Origin of the sequence: Kitasatospora sp. NPDC101155, from assembly GCF_044768305.1 — a bacterium.
Classification (GTDB): domain Bacteria; phylum Actinomycetota; class Actinomycetes; order Streptomycetales; family Streptomycetaceae; genus Kitasatospora.
Genome location: NZ_JBIWPN010000005.1, coordinates 128032 through 145078, shown reverse-complemented (window position 1 = coordinate 145078; position 17047 = coordinate 128032). Strand labels below are relative to the sequence as shown.

The following is a 17047-nucleotide window of genomic DNA, read 5'->3' as shown; positions in this document are numbered from 1 at the left end:
TGATGCGTCTTCCCGGCCGGGGGTTATCCCCACCCCTGCCCCGCACCCCCCCCGCTCCGGCACCCGGGCACGTGCCCGGCCGTCCACGAGTCGTCTTGCCGATCGGGCACGGTTCGGGTGGAGCGGAGCCGTCCCCTTAGACTCACGCATTGGCCATCGTTAAGAGCGTGCGAGGAAACGTCGTAGAACTGTCTTGAGGGACGGATTCACGGCCGAGGTGGAGGCGAAGCATGAAGGGGCAGCAGGCGGCTGCCGTCGCGGCCGGCCCGGCGGTCGGCAGCGGCTACTTCGACGCGTACGCCGCGATGGGCCTGCTGGCCGTCGTCGGGGTGCTCTTCCTCGCCGTGGCGTTCACCGCCAACCGCCTGCTGCGGCCGGTGGTCTACTCGCCCGAGAAGCTCCTCACCTACGAGTGCGGCGTGGACCCGGTGGGCGAGGACTGGGCGCACACCCAGATCCGCTACTACGTGTACGCGTTCCTGTACGTGATCTTCGCGGTCGACGCGATCTACCTGTTCCCGTGGGCGACCGTCTTCGCCAGCCCCGGGTACGGGGCCGGAACGCTGATCGAGATGTTCCTCTTCATCGGCTTCCTCGCGGTCGGGCTGCTCTACGCCTGGAAGAAGGGCGTTCTGGAATGGACGTGACGCACACCCACTCGCACGGCGCGCAGGGCGGTCCCGTCCCGCTCGGCCTGCCGGACCCGTCCGGCCCCGGCGCCGTCGAGCGCCGCGGCATCGGCCCGCTCGCGCGGCTCGCGCCCGACCCGGTCAAGGTCGTGCTCAACTGGGGCCGTCGCTACAGCCTCTGGTGCTTCAACTTCGGCCTGGCCTGCTGCGCGATCGAGTTCATCGCCGCGTCCATGGCCAAGCACGACTTCATCCGGATGGGTGTCATCCCCTTCGCGCCCGGGCCCCGTCAGGCGGACCTGATGATCGTCTCCGGCACGGTCACCGACAAGATGGCGCCCGCCGTCAAGCGGCTCTACGAGCAGATGCCCGAGCCGAAGTACGTCATCTCCTTCGGCGCCTGTTCCAACTCCGGCGGCCCGTACTGGGACTCCTACTCGGTGACCAAGGGCGTGGACCAGATCATCCCGGTCGACGTCTACGTGCCCGGCTGCCCGCCCCGGCCCGAGGCGCTGCTCCAGGGCATCCTCAAGCTGCAGGAGAAGATCGCCGCCGAGTCCCTGCCCGGCCGCTACACCGCGCCCGCGGCGGCGCTGCGCCGTCCGCTGGTGGCGGGGCCTTCCGTCGGTTCGTCGGCCGGTTCGTCGGCCGGTTCGTCTGAGGGAGGGGTCTCGTGACCACGCCTGAGCAGTGTGCGGCGTCGGTCGGGGAGTGGGCGACCGGCGCCGAGGCGTACGGACTGATCACCGTCGACGTCCCGGCCGAGCGCTGGATCGAGGCGCTCACCAACGCCCGGGACGTGCTGGGCCTGGCGTTCTTCGACTGGCTGAGCGCGGTCGACGAGCTCGCCGAGGGCTTCTCCGTGGTCGCGCACCTGGCCGCCGTCGAGGCGCCGGGCGTGCGCCACCTCGCGCTGCGCACCCGGGTGCCGCGCGGCGAGGCCGCGCTGCCGAGCGCCGTCGCGGTGTACGCGGGTGCCGCCTGGCACGAGCGCGAGACCCACGAGATGTTCGGCATCGACTTCCCCGGGCACCCCTACCTGGCCACCCTGCTGCTGCCGGAGGGCTTCGAGGGGCACCCGCTGCGCAAGGAGTTCGTGCTCGCGGCGCGGGTCGCCAAGGCCTGGCCGGGCGCCAAGGAGCCGGGCGAGTCGGACCACGGCGACGGGCCGGCCCGTCGCAAGATGCAGCCGGCCGGTGTGCCGGACCCGAACGAGTGGGGGCCGCTCAAGGGCACCCTGCCGCCGGTGGCCGAGCGGCCCGCGCGCGGTGCGCGGGCGGCGGGCGCGGCGGGGCGGACGCCCCGGGCGGCTGCGGCCGGTGCCGCCGCCGGTGCCGCCGGTGCCGAGGGCGCGCCCGCGGTGCGGGCGGACCGGCCGCGGCGGACCCGGTCGGTGTCGGAGGGCTCGGCGAGCCAGACGGGTGCCGAGGCTCCGGCGGCCGCCGAGGCTACGGCCACTGCGGCCGCTCCCGCCGCTCCCGCCGCTCCCGCCGCTCCGGCCGAGGGCGCCCCGCCCGTGCGGGCGGACCGGCCGCGGCGGACCCTCCCCCAGCCTTCGGCCGGGGGGACCCCCGTGGTGTCCGAGGGGTCGGTCAGCCAGACGGCCGACGAACCGGCCGCCGAGCCCAAGGCCCCCGCCCGGCCCCGGTCCTCCGACGCGCCCTGGCACAACCCGGTGCCCGCCCACGACGAGAAGCCGTCGGGTGAGCAGCAGGGCGAGCCGGGCGGGCAGCAGGACGAGAACCCGGCCGGCGCGGCCGACCAGGACGGAGACGGCGCGTGAACCTGCTCGACACGGTGCTCCGCTGCGTCGCCACCCTCGTGGTCTTCCTGCTCTTCCCGCTGGTCATCGGCCAGACCGAGCACAAGGTCATGGCGCACATGCAGGGTCGGCTCGGCCCGATGTACGCGGGCGGCTTCCACGGCTGGGCGCAGCTCGTCGCGGACGGCGTGAAGTTCGCACAGAAGGAGGACATCGTCCCGGCCGGGGCGGACCGCCGGATCTTCCAGCTGGCCCCCGCCGTCTCGCTGCTGCCGTACCTGTTCGTGCTGCTGGCCATCCCGATCGGCCCGAACGGCTTCGTCGGCCAGGCGATCGACGCCGGCCTGTTCTTCGTGCTGGCCGTGATGGGCGTCGGTGTGATCGGCAAGCTGATGGCCGGATGGGCCTCGGCGAACAAGTTCTCGCTGCTCGGCGGTCTGCGCACGGCCGCGCAGCTGATGTCGTACGAGCTGCCGATGGTGCTGGCGGCGGCTTCGGTGGCGATGGCCGCCGGCACGCTGTCGCTGCCCGGGATCCTGGACGCCTGGCAGTGGTACTGGCTGCCCTGGCAGATCATCGGCGCCTTCGTCTTCTTCACGGCCGGTCTGGCCGAGCTCCAGCGGCCGCCGTTCGACATGCCGGTCGCCGACTCGGAGATCATCTTCGGCGCGTACACCGAGTACACCGGCCTGCGCTTCGCGCTGTTCCTGCTGTCCGAGTACGTGGGCATCCTGGTGGTGTCCGCGCTGACGGCGGTGCTCTACCTGGGCGGCTGGCACGGGCCGATGTCGGACCAGCTCGGTTGGCTCTGGATGCTCCTCAAGACCTTCGCGCTGGCCTTCGTGGTCATCTGGCTGCGGGTCACCTACCCGCGGCTGCGCGAGGACCAGCTGATGCGCTTCGCGTGGGTGGTGCTGATTCCGCTCGCGCTCGTCCAGCTGGCCCTCACCGGCATCATCAAGGTGGCGATCTCATGAGTTTTCCGGGTATCGGCCTTGCCAAGGGGCTGGCCGTGACGCTGCGGACGATGACGAAGAAGAGCGTCACCGCGCAGTACCCCGACGTGCAGCCGGTGCTGCCGCCGCGTTCGCGCGGCGTCATCGCGCTGCTGGAGGAGAACTGCACGGTGTGCATGCTCTGCGCGCGCGAGTGCCCGGACTGGTGCATCTACATCGACTCCCACAAGGAGACGCTGCCGGCCGCCGAGCCGAACGCGCGGGCCCGCACCCGCAATGTGCTGGACCGCTTCGCCATCGACTTCTCGCTCTGCATGTACTGCGGGATCTGCATCGAGGTGTGCCCCTTCGACGCGCTGTTCTGGTCGCCGGAGTTCGAGTACGCGGAGACGGACATCCACGAGCTGACCCATGAGCGGGAGAAGCTCCGGGAGTGGATGTGGACCGTCCCGGCGCCGCCGGCCCTGGACCCGGCGGCCGAGGAGCCCAAGGAGATCGCCACCGCGCGCAAGGCGGCGGACAAGCTGGCGGCCGCGGCCGCTCTTGAGGAGAAGGGTGACGACGCATGACCGCCGCTGCCACGCTTCTCGCGGCGACCGGTTCGTTGGAGCCGGCCGCCCGTTCGTTCCTGTCCCCGACCGGCCAGGAGATCGTCTTCCTGCTGGTCGGCATCGCGGTGCTCGGCTCGGCGATCGTCGCCGTGACCACCAAGCAGCTGGTGCACGCCGCGCTCTGGCTGGTGGTCGCGCTCGGCGGGCTGGCGGTGGAGTTCCTGCTGCTCACGGCCGAGTTCATCGCCTGGGTGCAGGTGCTGATCTACCTGGGCTCGGTGATCGTCCTGGTGCTGTTCGGACTGATGCTCACCAAGGCGCCGATCGGGCGCTCGCCGGACGCCGACTCCAAGAACCGCTGGGTCGCCCTGGCCGTGGCGCTGGCCTCGGCCGGGACGCTCGTGACGCTGGTGGTCGACGCCTTCCGGAGCTCCTGGATCGACCTCGGCGCGGGCGGCGGCTCGGCCTCCGTCACCGGGGCCAGCCTGTTCCGGCACTGGGTGCTGCCCTTCGAGGCGCTGTCCGTGCTGCTGCTGGCGGCGCTGGTCGGCGCGATCGTGCTGTCGCGCGGCTCCGAGCGGCGGGTGCCGGCGCCCCGGGCGGGCAAGCTGCGCGCCGGGCGGCCGGTCGGGTCCAACGGGACGGTCGCCGCGACCGCGCCCAAGCCCTCCGCGCCCGCGCCCTCCGCGCCCGCGTCGTCCGCGTCGTCCGCGTCGGAGGAGAGCTGATGCACCTCGCCTACCCCGTCGTCCTCGCCGCGCTGCTGTTCAGCGTCGGCGTGTACGGCGTGCTCGCCCGGCGCAACGCCGTCCTGGTGCTGATGTCCGTCGAGCTGATGCTCAACGCCGTCAACCTCAACCTGGTCGCCTTCGACGCCTGGCTGCGCGACTCGCTGCACGCCGGGCAGGCGCTCACCCTGTTCACCATCACCGTCGCCGCCGCCGAGATCGGGCTGGGGCTCGCCATCGTCCTGCTGCTGTTCCGGGCCCGGGGCACCGCGGACATCGACCGGGCCACCGCGCTCGGCGACCCGGCCGAGACGCTCCCCGTCGAGGAGGCGCCGAACGGAGCCGAGGCGCTGAAGGGCCAGGCCGCCGCATGAACCTCGCCCTGCCCGCCCTCGTCCCCGCGCTGCCTGCGCTCGGCGCCGCCGCGACCCTCGCCGTCGGCAAGAAGGCGCCCGGGCTGGCCCGGCCGCTGGCGATCGTCCCGGTCGCCGTCTCGACCGTGCTCGCCCTGGTGGTCGCCCTCCAGCTCGGCACCGGCCAGGCCCTGGACGCCGCCACCCGGCTCACCCCGACCGGCGGCCCGGACATCGCGCTCGCCATCCACCTGGACGGCTTCAGCTCGCTGATCTCCGTGCTGGTCGGTGTGGTCGCCACCTGCGTCCAGGTCTACTCGACCGCGTACCTGAAGTCCGACCCCCGCTACCCCTCGTACGCGGCGCTGGTCTCGCTGTTCACCGCCGCGATGTTCCTGGTGGTCTACTCGGGCGACCTGATCGTGCTGCTGGTCGGCTGGGAGGTCATGGGCGTCTGCTCGTACTTCCTGATCGGCCACCACTGGGAGACCGCGGACGCCCGCTCGGCCTCGCTCAAGGCCTTCCTGGTCACCAAGCTCGGCGACGTGCCGTTCCTGTTCGGGATCTTCCTGCTCGGCGCGGACGCCGGCAGCTTCCGGATCCCGGACGTGCTGGCGGCCGCGGGTGAGGGCAAGCTCGGCCACCCGACGCTGACCGCCCTGCTGCTGCTCGCCGGCGTGGCCGGCAAGAGCGCGCAGTTCCCGCTGCACACCTGGCTCCCGGACGCGATGGCCGGCCCGACGCCGGTCTCCGCGCTGATCCACGCGGCCACCATGGTCGCGGCGGGCATCTACCTGGTCGCCCGGCTGCTGCCGGTGTTCCTGCTGTCGGGTGCGGCGCTGGTCGTGCTCGCGGTGATGGCCGCCGTGACGATGATCGGATCGGCGCTCTGCGCGCTCGCCCAGGACGACCTGAAACGGGTGCTCGCCTACTCCACCGTCGGCCAGCTCGGCTACATGGCCGGCGCGCTGGCCAGCGGTGACCGCGAGGCGTCCGTCTTCCACCTGGTCAGCCACGGCGCGTTCAAGGCGCTGCTGTTCCTGGCCGCCGGTGTGGTGATCCACGCCGCGCACACCAACTCGCTCTCCGCGATGTCCCGGATCCCGGGGCTGCGCCGACGGGTGCCGGACGCGTACTGGACGATGGGCATCGCCCTGTTCGCCCTGGCCGGCCTGCCGCCGTTCTCCGGCTTCTTCAGCAAGGAGGCGGTGCTGACCGCCGCCGAGCACGCCGCCAATGGCGAGGCGCTGACCAACGGGCTCGGACCGGCCTCGGCGGTGCCGCAGGCGGCCGGGTGGATCGTGCTGATCTCGGCGGCCCTCACCGCGCTGCTCACCGGCGCCTACGCGACCCGGCTGTTCCTGCTCGCCTTCCACAGCCCGGCCGGGGCCGCGGCGGTGGCACCCGAGGTGCTGCCCGCCGCCGACCGGGCCACCGCGGCGGCCGACCACGAGGCCGACGCGCCGTACTCGCCCGAGCTGGACGAGGCTGACCCGGCCACCGCCGAGCCGCCCGCGATGCGCTGGCCGCTCTGGGTGCTGGCCGTCCCGACCATGGCCTTCGGCATCGCCGGGCTGCGCTCGGACTGGCTGCCCGCGCTGCTGGACGGCGGCTCGCTGCGCCCCACCGGCGTCACCGCCGTGACCGGCACCGGGCTCGCCGTGGTCGGTGTGCTCGCCGCTTACGGCGCCTGGCGCTCGGCGACCGCGCGGGTGGCCACCGGACGTCCGGCCCCGGCTGCTGTTGGCCGGGTGCCCGAGCAGGCCGGTGCCCCGGCCGCCGAGGTGATCGTCGCCGACCCCGGGCGCACCCTGCTCGGCCCGCTGTTCGGCCCGGCCCGGCACGGCTTCGGCGTGGACCGGCTGTACCACGCGCTGTTCGTCCGGCCGGTGGCCGCCGCCGCCCAGCTGGTCCGCTTCTTCGACCGCGAGGTCGTCGAGGGTTACGTCCAGGGCAGCGGGATCGGCGCCAACCTGCTCGGCCGGGCCGTCCGGCTCGCGCAGACCGGCAACGCGCAGACCTACCTCAGCGCCCTGCTCGCCACGGTCGTCCTGCTGGCCGTCCTGGTGGCGGTGTAGCCGGTGCTGTTCTCCTCCATCCCCGTCCTCGCCACCGCCGCCCCTAGGAGCCCCCGATGAACGCAGTCCTCATCGCCCTCCTGGTGCTGCCACTGCTCGGCGCCGCGCTCACCCTGGCGCCGGTGTTCGGGCCGGACCGGGCCGCCGCCGACCGGCGGGCCCTGCGGCTGAACTCCGTCGTCACCGGCGCGGTGTTCCTGCTCACCGTCGCCCTGGCGGCCGGCTTCGACCACGACCACCCCGCCCGGATGCAGGCCACCACCGACGTGTCCTGGATCCCGGCCCTGCACGTGCGCTTCCACCTCGGCGTGGACGGCGTCTCGCTGCCGCTGATCGTGCTGACCGCGCTGCTCACCTTCCTCTGCGCGCTCTACTCGGAGAAGCGCCTGCCGGACGGGGAGGGCGTCCCGTCGGCGCAGGCCTTCGTCGGGCTGTTCCTCCTCCTCGAAGTCGGCATGCTCGCCACCTTCGCGGTGCTGGACCTCCTGCTCTTCTTCGTGGCCTTCGAGATCGTGCTGATCCCGATGTACTTCCTGATCGCCCGCTGGGGGAGCGGCGCGAAGGCCCCGGCCGCCAACCGGTTCATCCTCTACACGCTGCTCGGCTCGGCCGTGATGCTGCTCGGCTTCCTGCTGGTCGGCAGCAAGGCCGGCACCTTCGACATGCAGGCGCTGGCCGCCGGGCACGGCAACGGCCTGAGCCACACCACCCAGGTGATCGCCGCGCTGGCGATCATGGTCGGGCTCGCGGTCAAGGCCCCCGCCTGGCCGCTGCACAGCTGGCTCCCCGACGCGCACACCGCCGCTCCGACGGTGGGCTCGGTGCTGCTCGCCGGCGTGCTGCTGAAGATGGGGACGTACGGTCTGGTCCGCGTCCTGCTGCCGATCGTGCCGGACGGCACCGCGACGCTCGCCCCCTACCTGGGCGCGTTCGCCGCCGTCGGCATCGTCTACGGCTCGCTGGCCTGCCTGGCGCTCGCCCGCCCCGGATCCAAGGGCGACCTCAAGCGCCTGATCGCGTACTCCTCCGTCGGCCACATGGGCTTCGTGCTGCTCGGCATCGCCTCCCTCACCCCGGTGGGCGTCAACGGCGCCCTCTTCGCCAACATCGCCCACGGTCTGATCACCGGCCTGCTGTTCTTCCTGGTCGGTGCCATCAAGGACCGCTACGGCACGGCGGACCTCGACACCCTCTCCGGTGCCACCGGCGCCGCCCTGTACGGCCGGGCGCCCCGGATCGGCGCGCTGCTCGCCTTCGCCGCCGTCGCCAGCCTCGGCCTGCCCGGCCTGGCCGGCTTCTGGGGCGAGGTGCTCGCCATGTTCGGCGCCTTCCACCCGGCCGACGGCCTGTCGCGCCCCGCCTTCGTCACCTACATGGTCCTGGCCGGCCTCGGCACCCTCCTCACCGCCGGTTACCTGCTGATCGTGGTCAGGCGCGTCTGCACGGGCGACCCCGAGCAGCCCGCGCCGGTGGCCGAGCTGGCCGACCTGCGCCCGTACGAGGCCGTCAGCTGGACGCCGCTGGCCGCGCTCACCCTGGTCGCCGGCCTCTGGCCCGCGCTCCTGCTCGGCCTCTCCGACCCCGCCGTCAAGCACCTCCTCGGGGGTGGCTGACCGTGCTCGCAGCCCACACCGCCGCACTCGGACCTCACTTCACGGGGCAGCACACTGTGACCTCCCTCGCCGTAGCCAACCCGGGCAGCCTGATCCAGTCCGTGGACTGGGTGGCGATCGCGCCCCCGCTGATCGCCGCGGTGGCCGCCCTTGCCGTCCTGGTCACCGACCTGTTCCTGCCCGAGCGACACAAGAAGTGGCTCGGCCGCCTCACCGCGGCCGGACTCGCCCTCGCCCTCATCGCACTCCTTCCCCTCATCGGCGGGTCACCCCGAGCGACCTTCTGCGTGCAGAACGTAGCAGGGGCCACTGACACTCCATCGATCAGCGGCTCTGCCGCGGGCGGCTGCTCGTACGTCGCCGACCACTTCGCCCTGGTGTTCCAGCTGCTCACCCTCGGCGGCGCGCTGATCGCCGCGCTGCTGTCGGTGCACACGGTGGACCAGGAAAAGCTGCCGCGCGGCGAGTACTGGTTCCTGCTGCTCTCCAGCGCCACCGGCGCCGCCCTGCTGCCCGCCTCCCGCGACCTCGCCACCATGGTGATCGCCCTGGAGGTCGCCTCGCTGCCCGCCTTCGCCCTGGTCGCGCTGCGCCGGGACGGGCGGGGCGCGGAGGCCGCGCTCAAGTTCTTCGTCTCCTCGGTGACGGCGACCGCCGTGATGCTGCTCGGCATCGGCTTCGTCTACGCGGCCAGCGGCAGCCTGCACCTCGGTGCCGTCGCCCAGGGCCTGGAGCACGCACCCGGCCAGCTCAAGCCGCTGGCCGAGGCGGGGGCCGTGCTGACCCTGGTCGGCTTCGCCTTCAAGGTCGCCGCCGTCCCGTTCCACTTCTGGGTGCCCGACACCTACACCGGCGCCCCGCTGCCGGTGGCCGGCTACCTCTCGGTGGTCGGCAAGGCGGCCGGCCTGTCCGGCCTCGCGCTCGCCACCACCATCGCCTTCCGCCCGTACGCCCACACCTGGGGCCTGGCGCTCGCCATCCTGGCCGCCCTCACCATGACGGTCGGCAACGTCGGCGCGCTGCGGCAGCGCTTCGACACCCGGTACAGCGCGGTGCGGCTGCTCGCCTGGTCCTCGGTCGGCCAGGCCGGGTACCTGCTGGTGCCGCTGGCCGCGGCCGGCTACGCGCCCACCGGGGTCGACCCGCTCGGCGCGACCGCCGCCTACGCGCTGATCTACGGCGTGGTGAACCTCGGCGCCTTCGGGGTGGTCGCCGCCGTCGGCCGCCGGGCCGGGACCAGCGTGGACGACTTCCGCGGCCTGTTCGCCCGCAACCGCTGGACGGCGCTGGCACTGGCCTTCTTCCTGCTCTGCCTGGCCGGGCTGCCGCCGGGCGTGGTCGGCCTGTTCGGCAAGGTGGTGGTGTTCCGCGCCGCGGTGGACGCCGGGCTGGGCTGGCTGGCCGTGGTGATGGCGGTCAACGTGGTCATCGCCCTGTACTACTACCTGCTCTGGACGGCCCGGCTGTTCGCCCCGGCGGACGCCGAGGCGGCGGTCGAGGGCGGCGGCGAGCGGCGGCTGCCGGTCAGCCTGACCGCCACGCTGGGCCTGACCGCCACCGCGGCGGTGGTGCTCTCGGTCGCGCCGCAGCTGGTCCTCCAGGTGGCGGGCGGCAGCCTGTTCTGAGCCGTCGGGCGGGGTGGGGGCGCGGGCCCGGCCGGGGTGCGGGCGACGCCCGGGCGGGTGTCGCGTCGGTCACAAGGGAACAAGGCCCCCGGCCCCACCCGTTGACCGGGCAAGAGGGACGAGGCAGAAAGGGCTTCCCCACCGCACCACTGGAGGGCCTGACGTGCACAGCCGGCACAACGGACTGAGGACCGCCGTTCTGATCGGGGGCCTCTCGGCGCTGATCCTGGTCATCGGCAGTTTCTTCGGCCGGACCGGCTTCGTGATCGCCCTGCTGGTCGCGCTCGGGACGAACGCCTACGCCTACTGGAACAGCGACAAGATCGCGCTGCGGGCCATGCGGGCCCGGCCGGTCAGCGAGTTCGAGGCACCCGGCCTGTACCGGATCGTGCGCGAGCTCTCCACCTCGGCCCGCCAGCCGATGCCCCGCCTCTACATCTCCCCGACCCCGGCCCCGAACGCCTTCGCCACCGGCCGCAACCCGCGCAACGCGGCGGTCTGCTGCACCGAGGGCATCCTGCAGATCCTGGACGAGCGCGAGCTGCGGGGCGTGCTCGGGCACGAGCTGAGCCACGTGTACAACCGGGACATCCTGATCTCCTCGGTCGCCGGGGCGCTGGCCTCGGTGGTGATGTTCCTGGTGAACTTCGCCTGGCTGATCCCGTTCGGCCGGGACGAGGACGACGACGGCCCGGGCCTGTTCGGGATGCTCGCGATCATGATCCTCGGCCCGATCGCCGCCGGACTGATCCAGATGGCGGTCAGTCGCTCCCGCGAGTACCAGGCCGACGCCGACGGCGCCCGGATCACCGGCGACCCGCTCGCCCTCGCCGGCGCCCTGCGCAAGCTCGACGCCGGCACCCGTCAGCTCCCTCTCCCGCCGGAGCCCCAGCTGCAGACCGCCAGCCACATGATGATCGCCAGCCCCTTCCGCCCCGGCGAGGTGGGCGCCCGGCTGTTCTCGACCCACCCGCCGATGGCCGAGCGGATCGCCCGCCTGGAGCGGATGGCCGGGCACCGGCAGTAGCGGCCGCGAGGACTTCCCCTCCCTCAGTCCGCCAGCTCCTCGTACGCCATCCGCAGCCGGTGGATCCCCTCCACCACCGCCGCAGGGCTGTCCGCGGCGGCGTAGCTGAGGCGCAGGTGCGGGGCCGGGGGTTCGGCGGGGTGGTAGGGGCGGCCCGGGGTGACCTGGACGCCGGTGCGCACGGCGGCGGCGGCGAGGGCGGTGTCGTCGATGCCGTCCGGGAAGCGAAGCCAGAGGTGGTAGCCGCCGGGGCGGTAGGCGTCGAGGACGCCGGGGAGCTCGCGGTGCAGGGCGGCGACGGCGGCGGTGCGACGGTCGCGCAGTTCGGCGCCGAGGGTGCGCAGGTGGCGGGCCCAGGCGGGGTCGGAGACCAGTTCGAGGGTCGCCTCCTGGAGCGGCCGGGGCACGAAGAAGCTGTCCACCACCTGGGTGGCCCGCAGCCGGGCGAGCGCCGGGCCGCGTGCGGTGAGGGCGCCGACCCGCAGGTTGGGGGAGGCGGCCTTGGTCAGTGAGCGCAGGTGCACCACGACCCCGTCCTGATCGTCGGCGGCGAGCGGGCGCGGCAGCGCCGGGGCGTCCGCGTGGACCAGCAGCCGGGCGAAGTCGTCCTCGACCACGAAGGCGCCGGCCGCCCGGGCGATCCGCAGCACCTCCGCCCGCCGGGTGGGCGACAGCACGGCGCCGGTGGGGTTCTGGAACAGCGGCTGACAGACGAACACCCGCGCCCGGGTGGCCTCGAAGGCCTCGGCCAGCAGGTCCGTCCGGACGCCGTCCGCGTCGATCGGGACGGGCACCGGCCGCAGCCCGGCCGCCCGGACGACCGAGAGGATGCCCGAGTACGTCGGCGACTCGACCAGCACCGGCGAGCCCGGCGCGGCCAGCGACCGCATCGCGACCGTCAGCCCGCCCTGCCCGCCGGAGGTGATCAGGACGTCCCCGGCGCCGATCGGCCCGGCGTGGCCGCCGATGTCGCGGGCGAACCAGCCGCGCAGCTCGGTGAGGCCGTCGGTGGGCGGGCGGTCCCAGGCGCCCGGGCGGCGCCCGGCCCGGGCGAGGGCGCCGCCGAGCAGGCGCTCGGGCAGCAGTGAGGCGTGCGGGTAGCCGCTGTTGAGGTCGATGACGTTCGGCGGCGGCACCCGGAGGGTGGCGAAGACCGGGGCCGCCAGCAGGTCGCGCGGGCCGTGATCGGCGCTGAGCGCGATCTCCTGCCAGGAGAGGTCGCCGGGCCGGGCGGCCGGTGCGGCCGGGGAGGCCGGTGCCGCGGCGAAGGCCGCCGCCCGGAACACACCCGCGCCGGGCCGGGAGACCACCAGCCCCTCGGCCACCAGTACCGCGATGGCCCGGGAGACCGTCACCGGGCTGACCTGGTGGCGTTCCATCAGCGCCCGGCTGGAGGGGAGCTTTCGCCCCTCCGGGTAGCGCTCGACCTCCCGCCGCAGACTGTCGGCGAGTTCGGCCACGCTGCTACGCTCGTTCATGACGGCACAAGATAGCGCTATCCTGCCCGAGGCGGTAGCGCCTCAGCACAGCCCCGCCTCCGGCACCGCCCTCGCCGCCCTCGGGGTGGCCTCCTTCTCGCTCAGCTTCCCCGCCACCGCGTGGTCCCTGACCGGGTTCGGCCCGTGGAGCTCGACCGGGCTGCGCGGCGCCCTGGCCGGGGTGCTGGCCGCGCTCTACCTGCTGGCCGCCGCCGCCCCGCTGCCGAAGCGCTGGCAGTGGCCCGGCCTGCTGGCGGTCTCCGCCGGCTGTGTCCTGGGCTTCCCGCTGCTGACCACGCTCGCCCTGCGGACCTCCTCGACGGCCCACTCGGCGGTGGTCATCGGCGTCCTGCCGCTGGCCACCGCGGTGGTCGCGGCGCTGCGCACCGGCCGCCGGCCGTCCCGGGCGTTCTGGGCGGCGGCGCTGGCCGGGGCGGCCGCCGTGCTCGCCTTCACCCTGTTGCAGAGTCACGGCCGGCCGACCCTCGCCGACCTCTACCTCTTCGTCGGCGTGGTGATCTGCGCGGCCGGCTACGCCGAGGGCGGGCGGCTGTCCCGGGACATGCCGGGCGCCCAGGTGATCGCCTGGGCGGTGGTGGCCGCGCTGCCCGTGATGGTGCTGACCGCCGCGTCCGGACTGGCCACCGAGCCGGTGCGGCTGGGGGCGAAGCCACTGGCCGGACTGGCGTACATCGCCGCGGTCTCGCAGTTCGGCGGGTTCGTGCTCTGGTACCGGGGGATGGCCGGGATCGGGGTGCCGAGGGCCAGCCAGCTACAGCTCGCGCAGCCGCTGCTGACCCTGGTGTGGTCGGTGCTGCTGCTGGGCGAGCACCTGCCGGCGGCCGCACCAGTGACGGCGGTGGTGGTGCTGGTCTGCATCGCGGTGACCCAACGGGCCCGCGCGTAGCCATCTGCGGGCCCGCGCGCAGCCAGCTCCTCCGTCCCCGAACCCTCGTCCGGAGCCGTCCGGAGCAGCCTCCCGCTCGTTAGGATGATCCCGCGCCCCGTCGGTCCGGGCGCGGCATCCGGAGGGAGTGGGCCGTCATGGCAGACGAGAGGCACGCCCCGGCGTCCGGGGACGCGCCGACCCGACGACGCGGTCAGGGCGAGCTGGAGGCGCAGGTGCTGGCGGTGCTCCAGCAGGCGCCCGGCCCGGCCAGCGCGGGGTGGGTCCAGGAACGCCTGGAGGGCGACCTGGCGTACACCACGGTGATGACCATCCTGTCCCGGCTGCACGCCAAGAACGCCGTCTCCCGGAGCCGCTCCGGCCGCTCCTACCTGTGGCAGGCCTCCGCCGACGCCGCCGGGCTGGCCGCGCTGCGGATGCGCCGGATGCTCGACGGCGAGGCGGACCGGGACGCCGTCCTGGCCAGTTTCGTCAGCGCGCTGCTGCCGCACGACGAGGAGCTGCTGCGGGCGCTGTTGGACGCCGCGTCCGCGGAGCCGGCAGCGGCCGACCGTGAGAGCTGATCCGTGGGCTTCTTCGTCTTCCTCCCGCTCATCCTGCCGCTGACCGCGGTGCCGATCGCGCGCCTGACCGAGCAGCACCTGCACCCGCGCGGCGCGGCCCGGCTGATGACCGCGATCAGCGCGGTGATGGCGGTGTGCAGCGTGCTCTGCCTCGGGCTGATCGGCGTGGTGGGCACCGCGCAGATCCCCGGCAACCCGCTGCCGGACAGCTGGTCCGACCCGGAGGTGCGCCGCGCGCTGCCGTACCACGAGACGGTCGGCACGGCCGCGATGTGGCTGCTGGTGCTGGTCGGCTTCGCCTGTATCCGGACGGTCGTGCGGCACCTGCGGGTCCGCGCCCGGGCCCGGCGGGCGCTGGCCGGGCTGCCCGAGGGGCCGGCCGAGGCCGGCGACCTCGCGGTGCTGCCGGACCGCAGCCCGTACGCCTACGCGCTGCCCGGCTCGCCCGGGAGGGTGGTGGTCTCCACCGGGATGCTGGACGGGCTGGCCGAGGACGAGCGCGGGGCGCTGCTCGCGCACGAGCGGGCGCACCTGCGCCACCGGCACCACCGCTACCTGCTGACCACCCAGCTCGCCGCCTGCGTCAGTCCCTTCCTGCGGCCGTTGCAGGACGCGGTGGCGTTCAGCGCCGAACGCTGGGCGGACGAGGAGTCGGCCCAGGCGGTGGGGGACCGGCGGATCACCGCCCGGGCGGTGGCCCGGGCGGCCCTGGTCTCGCACGCCGCTCCGGCGCCCGGTTTCGCGGCCTTCGCCGCCCCGGCCGCCACGCCCGGCCCGGTGCCGCGCCGGGTGGCCGCCCTGCTCGGCCCGGTGCCGACGGCCCGCAACTGGCCGCCGGCCAAGACGCCGGCGGGCCTGGCGGCGATGGTGGCCGCGGTCGGTACGGCGGCCTCGGCGCTGTGCGCGCTGAACGCCGCGGTGGCCCTGCTGGTGGTGCTGAAGGCCGTGACCCCGCTGTAGTCACCCGGCTGTGGTCGGCCGGCTGTGGCGCGGGGTCCTCAGCCGCCGATCCGGACGATCATCTTGCCGGTGTCGGTGCCGCGCGGGCTGCCGCTCCCGGCCGGGCGGCCCGCCGCCTAATCGTCGAAGGACTCAAGGCTCTCCCGGAGCCTGCGGAACTCCGCCGCCAGCGCGTCCAGGGTGTAGTGGGCGTTGAGCCCGCTCGGGTTGGGCAGCACCCACACCTCGGTGCCGCCGATGCCCTCCGGCTGGCGCCCGATCACGGCCTGCCGCCGCCCGAAGGCCGTCCGGTAGGCGCCGATGCCGAGCACCGCCAGGACCTTCGGGCGCAGCCGCAGCACCCGCTCGGTGAGCGCCGCGCCGCCCGCGCGCAGTTCCTCGGCGGTGAGCTCGTCCGCCTTGGCGGTGGTGCGCGGGGCGACGTTGGTGATGCCGAGGCCGAGTGCGGGCAGCTCGCCCTGCTCGTCCGGGCGGAACTGGCGCGCGGTGAAGCCGGAGCGGTGCAGGGCGGGCCAGAAGCGGTTGCCGGGGCGGGCGAAGTGGTGCCCGGTGGCGCCGGACCACAGGCCCGGGTTGATGCCGCAGAAGAGCACCCGGAGCCCGGGCCCGGTGACGTCCGGGATGGTGGTGTCCTGGGCGGCCCGGAGTTGCTCGGGCGTGGGCCTCATCGGTGACGGCTTCGTCGGCTGCACCGGCGCCGGGGTCCTGACGGGCTGCGGGTTCACGCGGCCAAGTCTGCCCTGGCCACCGACCGGGCCGTACGGCGGCTGCCGAGCCACCGCAGCCCGAAGACCACCGCGGCCGCGTACGTCCAGCCGGCGAAGATGTCCACGATGAAGTGCTCGGCGCCGTAGACCAGGGTGAAGGCCATCGCGAGCGGATAGGCGACCAGCAGTGCGCGCAGCCGTGGCCCGGCGATCGGCCAGAAGAGGAACAGCAGCATCGCCGGGTAGGCGGAGTGCAGCGAGGGCATCGCGGCGACGTCGTTGGCGAACTGGCTGCCGTTCTCCAGCAGGGAGTCGGCCTGGGGCAGCCCCATGGTGGAGATCGTCTCCCAGACCACCCGGTGCAGCGGCGGCAGGTTGCCCTGCTGGGCGACCAGCCACGGCGGGTCGGCCGGGTAGAGCAGGTAGGTCGCGAAGCCGGCGAAGGTCAGCGTGAAGTAGCAGGCGAGCAGCCGCCGGAAGTGGTGGCGGGCGCGCCGCCAGAGCACCGCGAGCAGCACGAAGACCACGAGGAAGTGCGAGAGGTAGACGGCCGTCGCCGCGTAGTCGTACCAGTGCGGCGAGCTGGGGGTGTAGAGCGCGTGCTGGATCCGTACGGTCCAGGTCTCGCCGAGGCCGAGCACCTCGTCGGCGCGCAGCTGCGGCAGCCAGTGCGGGGCCCACGGGGTGTGGGCGCCGTAGCCGCGCAGCAGCGAGTACACCCAGACCACGGCCATCACCGGGACCCAGTCGCGCAGCACCAGCAGGAAGCCGCGCGGGCCGTGCCCGCTGTGCACGGCGGCGGTCAGCAGGGCACCGATCAGCCAGAGGAACACCACGTCGTTGGCGAAGGCCATGCCCTGGGTGCTCAGGAACCAGACGAAGGCGGTCAGGTAGGCCGGCCAGGCCAGCAGCCGCAGTCTCGACAGGCCGGTCCGGCGGTTGTGGGCGGCCACGGGACGCAGTCGTCCGGCCCGCACCGGGGACGATGGGGCCGGACTGAGCAGCTTCGTCATGCCCACGGAAACTAGCAACGCAAGCTTGGAACACTCTGGGTGAACCATGACCGGCTCGTAAGAAAATCACACGGTTGGGTCAAATCTCACCGGTCGA

Annotated in this window: 17 protein-coding genes; 14 read left to right on the top strand and 3 right to left on the bottom strand. The window is 73.9% G+C overall.

Going from position 1 to position 17047, the window contains the following annotated elements; genetic code table 11:
- The first annotated feature begins 230 nt into the window (after positions 1-230).
- From ACIRYZ_RS09545 to htpX, 11 genes are all read left to right on the top strand, one after another.
- Positions 231-647 (top strand): NADH-quinone oxidoreductase subunit A, encoded by a 417-nt coding sequence (locus ACIRYZ_RS09545; RefSeq protein WP_402941704.1) that lies wholly within the window; start codon positions 231-233, stop codon positions 645-647.
- A complete protein-coding gene (locus ACIRYZ_RS09540; RefSeq protein WP_402941702.1) occupies positions 638-1306 on the top strand; it encodes an NADH-quinone oxidoreductase subunit B in 669 nt (222 codons plus the stop codon). Before ACIRYZ_RS09545 ends, ACIRYZ_RS09540 begins: the two co-directional genes overlap by 10 nt.
- Positions 1303-2412: an NADH-quinone oxidoreductase subunit C gene (locus ACIRYZ_RS09535; RefSeq protein ID WP_402941700.1), complete on the top strand. Its 1110-nt coding sequence runs from the start codon at positions 1303-1305 to the stop codon at positions 2410-2412. The genes ACIRYZ_RS09540 and ACIRYZ_RS09535 overlap by 4 nt, the downstream gene beginning before the upstream one ends.
- Positions 2409-3368 carry an NADH-quinone oxidoreductase subunit NuoH gene (nuoH, locus tag ACIRYZ_RS09530; protein ID WP_402941698.1) on the top strand — a complete coding sequence of 320 codons (960 nt, stop codon included), beginning with the start codon at positions 2409-2411 and terminating at the stop codon, positions 3366-3368. Before ACIRYZ_RS09535 ends, nuoH begins: the two co-directional genes overlap by 4 nt.
- Positions 3365-3916, top strand: coding sequence for a NuoI/complex I 23 kDa subunit family protein (locus tag ACIRYZ_RS09525; RefSeq protein ID WP_387617086.1), 552 nt, complete (start codon positions 3365-3367; stop codon positions 3914-3916). The genes nuoH and ACIRYZ_RS09525 overlap by 4 nt, the downstream gene beginning before the upstream one ends.
- A complete protein-coding gene (locus tag ACIRYZ_RS09520; protein ID WP_402941696.1) occupies positions 3913-4626 on the top strand; it encodes an NADH-quinone oxidoreductase subunit J in 714 nt (237 codons plus the stop codon). Before ACIRYZ_RS09525 ends, ACIRYZ_RS09520 begins: the two co-directional genes overlap by 4 nt.
- Entirely contained in the window at positions 4626-5000 is a 375-nt protein-coding gene (gene nuoK, locus ACIRYZ_RS09515) for an NADH-quinone oxidoreductase subunit NuoK (protein ID WP_387617082.1), read from the top strand. The genes ACIRYZ_RS09520 and nuoK overlap by 1 nt, the downstream gene beginning before the upstream one ends.
- Positions 4997-7057, top strand: coding sequence for an NADH-quinone oxidoreductase subunit L (locus ACIRYZ_RS09510; RefSeq protein ID WP_402941694.1), 2061 nt, complete (start codon positions 4997-4999; stop codon positions 7055-7057). The genes nuoK and ACIRYZ_RS09510 overlap by 4 nt, the downstream gene beginning before the upstream one ends.
- Before the next feature lie 56 nt (positions 7058-7113).
- Positions 7114-8670 carry a NuoM family protein gene (locus ACIRYZ_RS09505; protein ID WP_402941693.1) on the top strand — a complete coding sequence of 519 codons (1557 nt, stop codon included), beginning with the start codon at positions 7114-7116 and terminating at the stop codon, positions 8668-8670.
- A 56-nt stretch (positions 8671-8726) separates the two neighbouring features.
- Positions 8727-10295 (top strand): NADH-quinone oxidoreductase subunit N, encoded by a 1569-nt coding sequence (locus tag ACIRYZ_RS09500; RefSeq protein WP_402941691.1) that lies wholly within the window; start codon positions 8727-8729, stop codon positions 10293-10295.
- Positions 10296-10458: 163 nt separating this feature from the next.
- Positions 10459-11322: a zinc metalloprotease HtpX gene (htpX, locus tag ACIRYZ_RS09495; RefSeq protein WP_402941689.1), complete on the top strand. Its 864-nt coding sequence runs from the start codon at positions 10459-10461 to the stop codon at positions 11320-11322.
- 23 nt (positions 11323-11345) lie between these two features.
- Here the strand turns inward: htpX and ACIRYZ_RS09490 are convergent, their stop codons facing one another.
- Positions 11346-12800, bottom strand: coding sequence for a PLP-dependent aminotransferase family protein (locus ACIRYZ_RS09490; RefSeq protein ID WP_402941688.1), 1455 nt, complete (start codon positions 12798-12800; stop codon positions 11346-11348).
- Here ACIRYZ_RS09490 and ACIRYZ_RS09485 point away from each other — a divergent pair.
- The 3 genes from ACIRYZ_RS09485 to ACIRYZ_RS09475 all read left to right on the top strand — a co-directional run bounded on the left by ACIRYZ_RS09485 (position 12799) and on the right by ACIRYZ_RS09475 (position 15230).
- On the top strand, positions 12799-13707 hold the full coding sequence (locus ACIRYZ_RS09485; protein WP_402941686.1) for a DMT family transporter: 909 nt from the start codon (positions 12799-12801) through the stop codon (positions 13705-13707). The two genes, ACIRYZ_RS09490 and ACIRYZ_RS09485, sit on opposite strands and share 2 nt — an antisense overlap.
- A 137-nt stretch (positions 13708-13844) precedes the next feature.
- Positions 13845-14270, top strand: a complete 426-nt coding sequence (locus ACIRYZ_RS09480; protein ID WP_387617068.1) for a BlaI/MecI/CopY family transcriptional regulator — start codon at positions 13845-13847, stop codon at positions 14268-14270.
- Positions 14271-14273: 3 nt separating this feature from the next.
- A complete protein-coding gene (locus ACIRYZ_RS09475; protein ID WP_402941685.1) occupies positions 14274-15230 on the top strand; it encodes a M48 family metalloprotease in 957 nt (318 codons plus the stop codon).
- Positions 15231-15346: 116 nt separating this feature from the next.
- On the opposite strand, the gene mug is transcribed toward ACIRYZ_RS09475, so the two are convergent.
- Both mug and ACIRYZ_RS09465 read right to left on the bottom strand, forming a co-directional pair.
- The gene (gene mug / locus ACIRYZ_RS09470) at positions 15347-15898 is read right to left on the bottom strand and encodes a G/U mismatch-specific DNA glycosylase (RefSeq protein WP_402941683.1); all 552 of its coding nucleotides are present in this window, start codon (positions 15896-15898) and stop codon (positions 15347-15349) included.
- Positions 15899-15951: 53 nt separating this feature from the next.
- On the bottom strand, positions 15952-16950 hold the full coding sequence (locus ACIRYZ_RS09465; protein ID WP_402941681.1) for a phosphatase PAP2 family protein: 999 nt from the start codon (positions 16948-16950) through the stop codon (positions 15952-15954).
- Positions 16951-17047 lie beyond the last annotated feature (97 nt).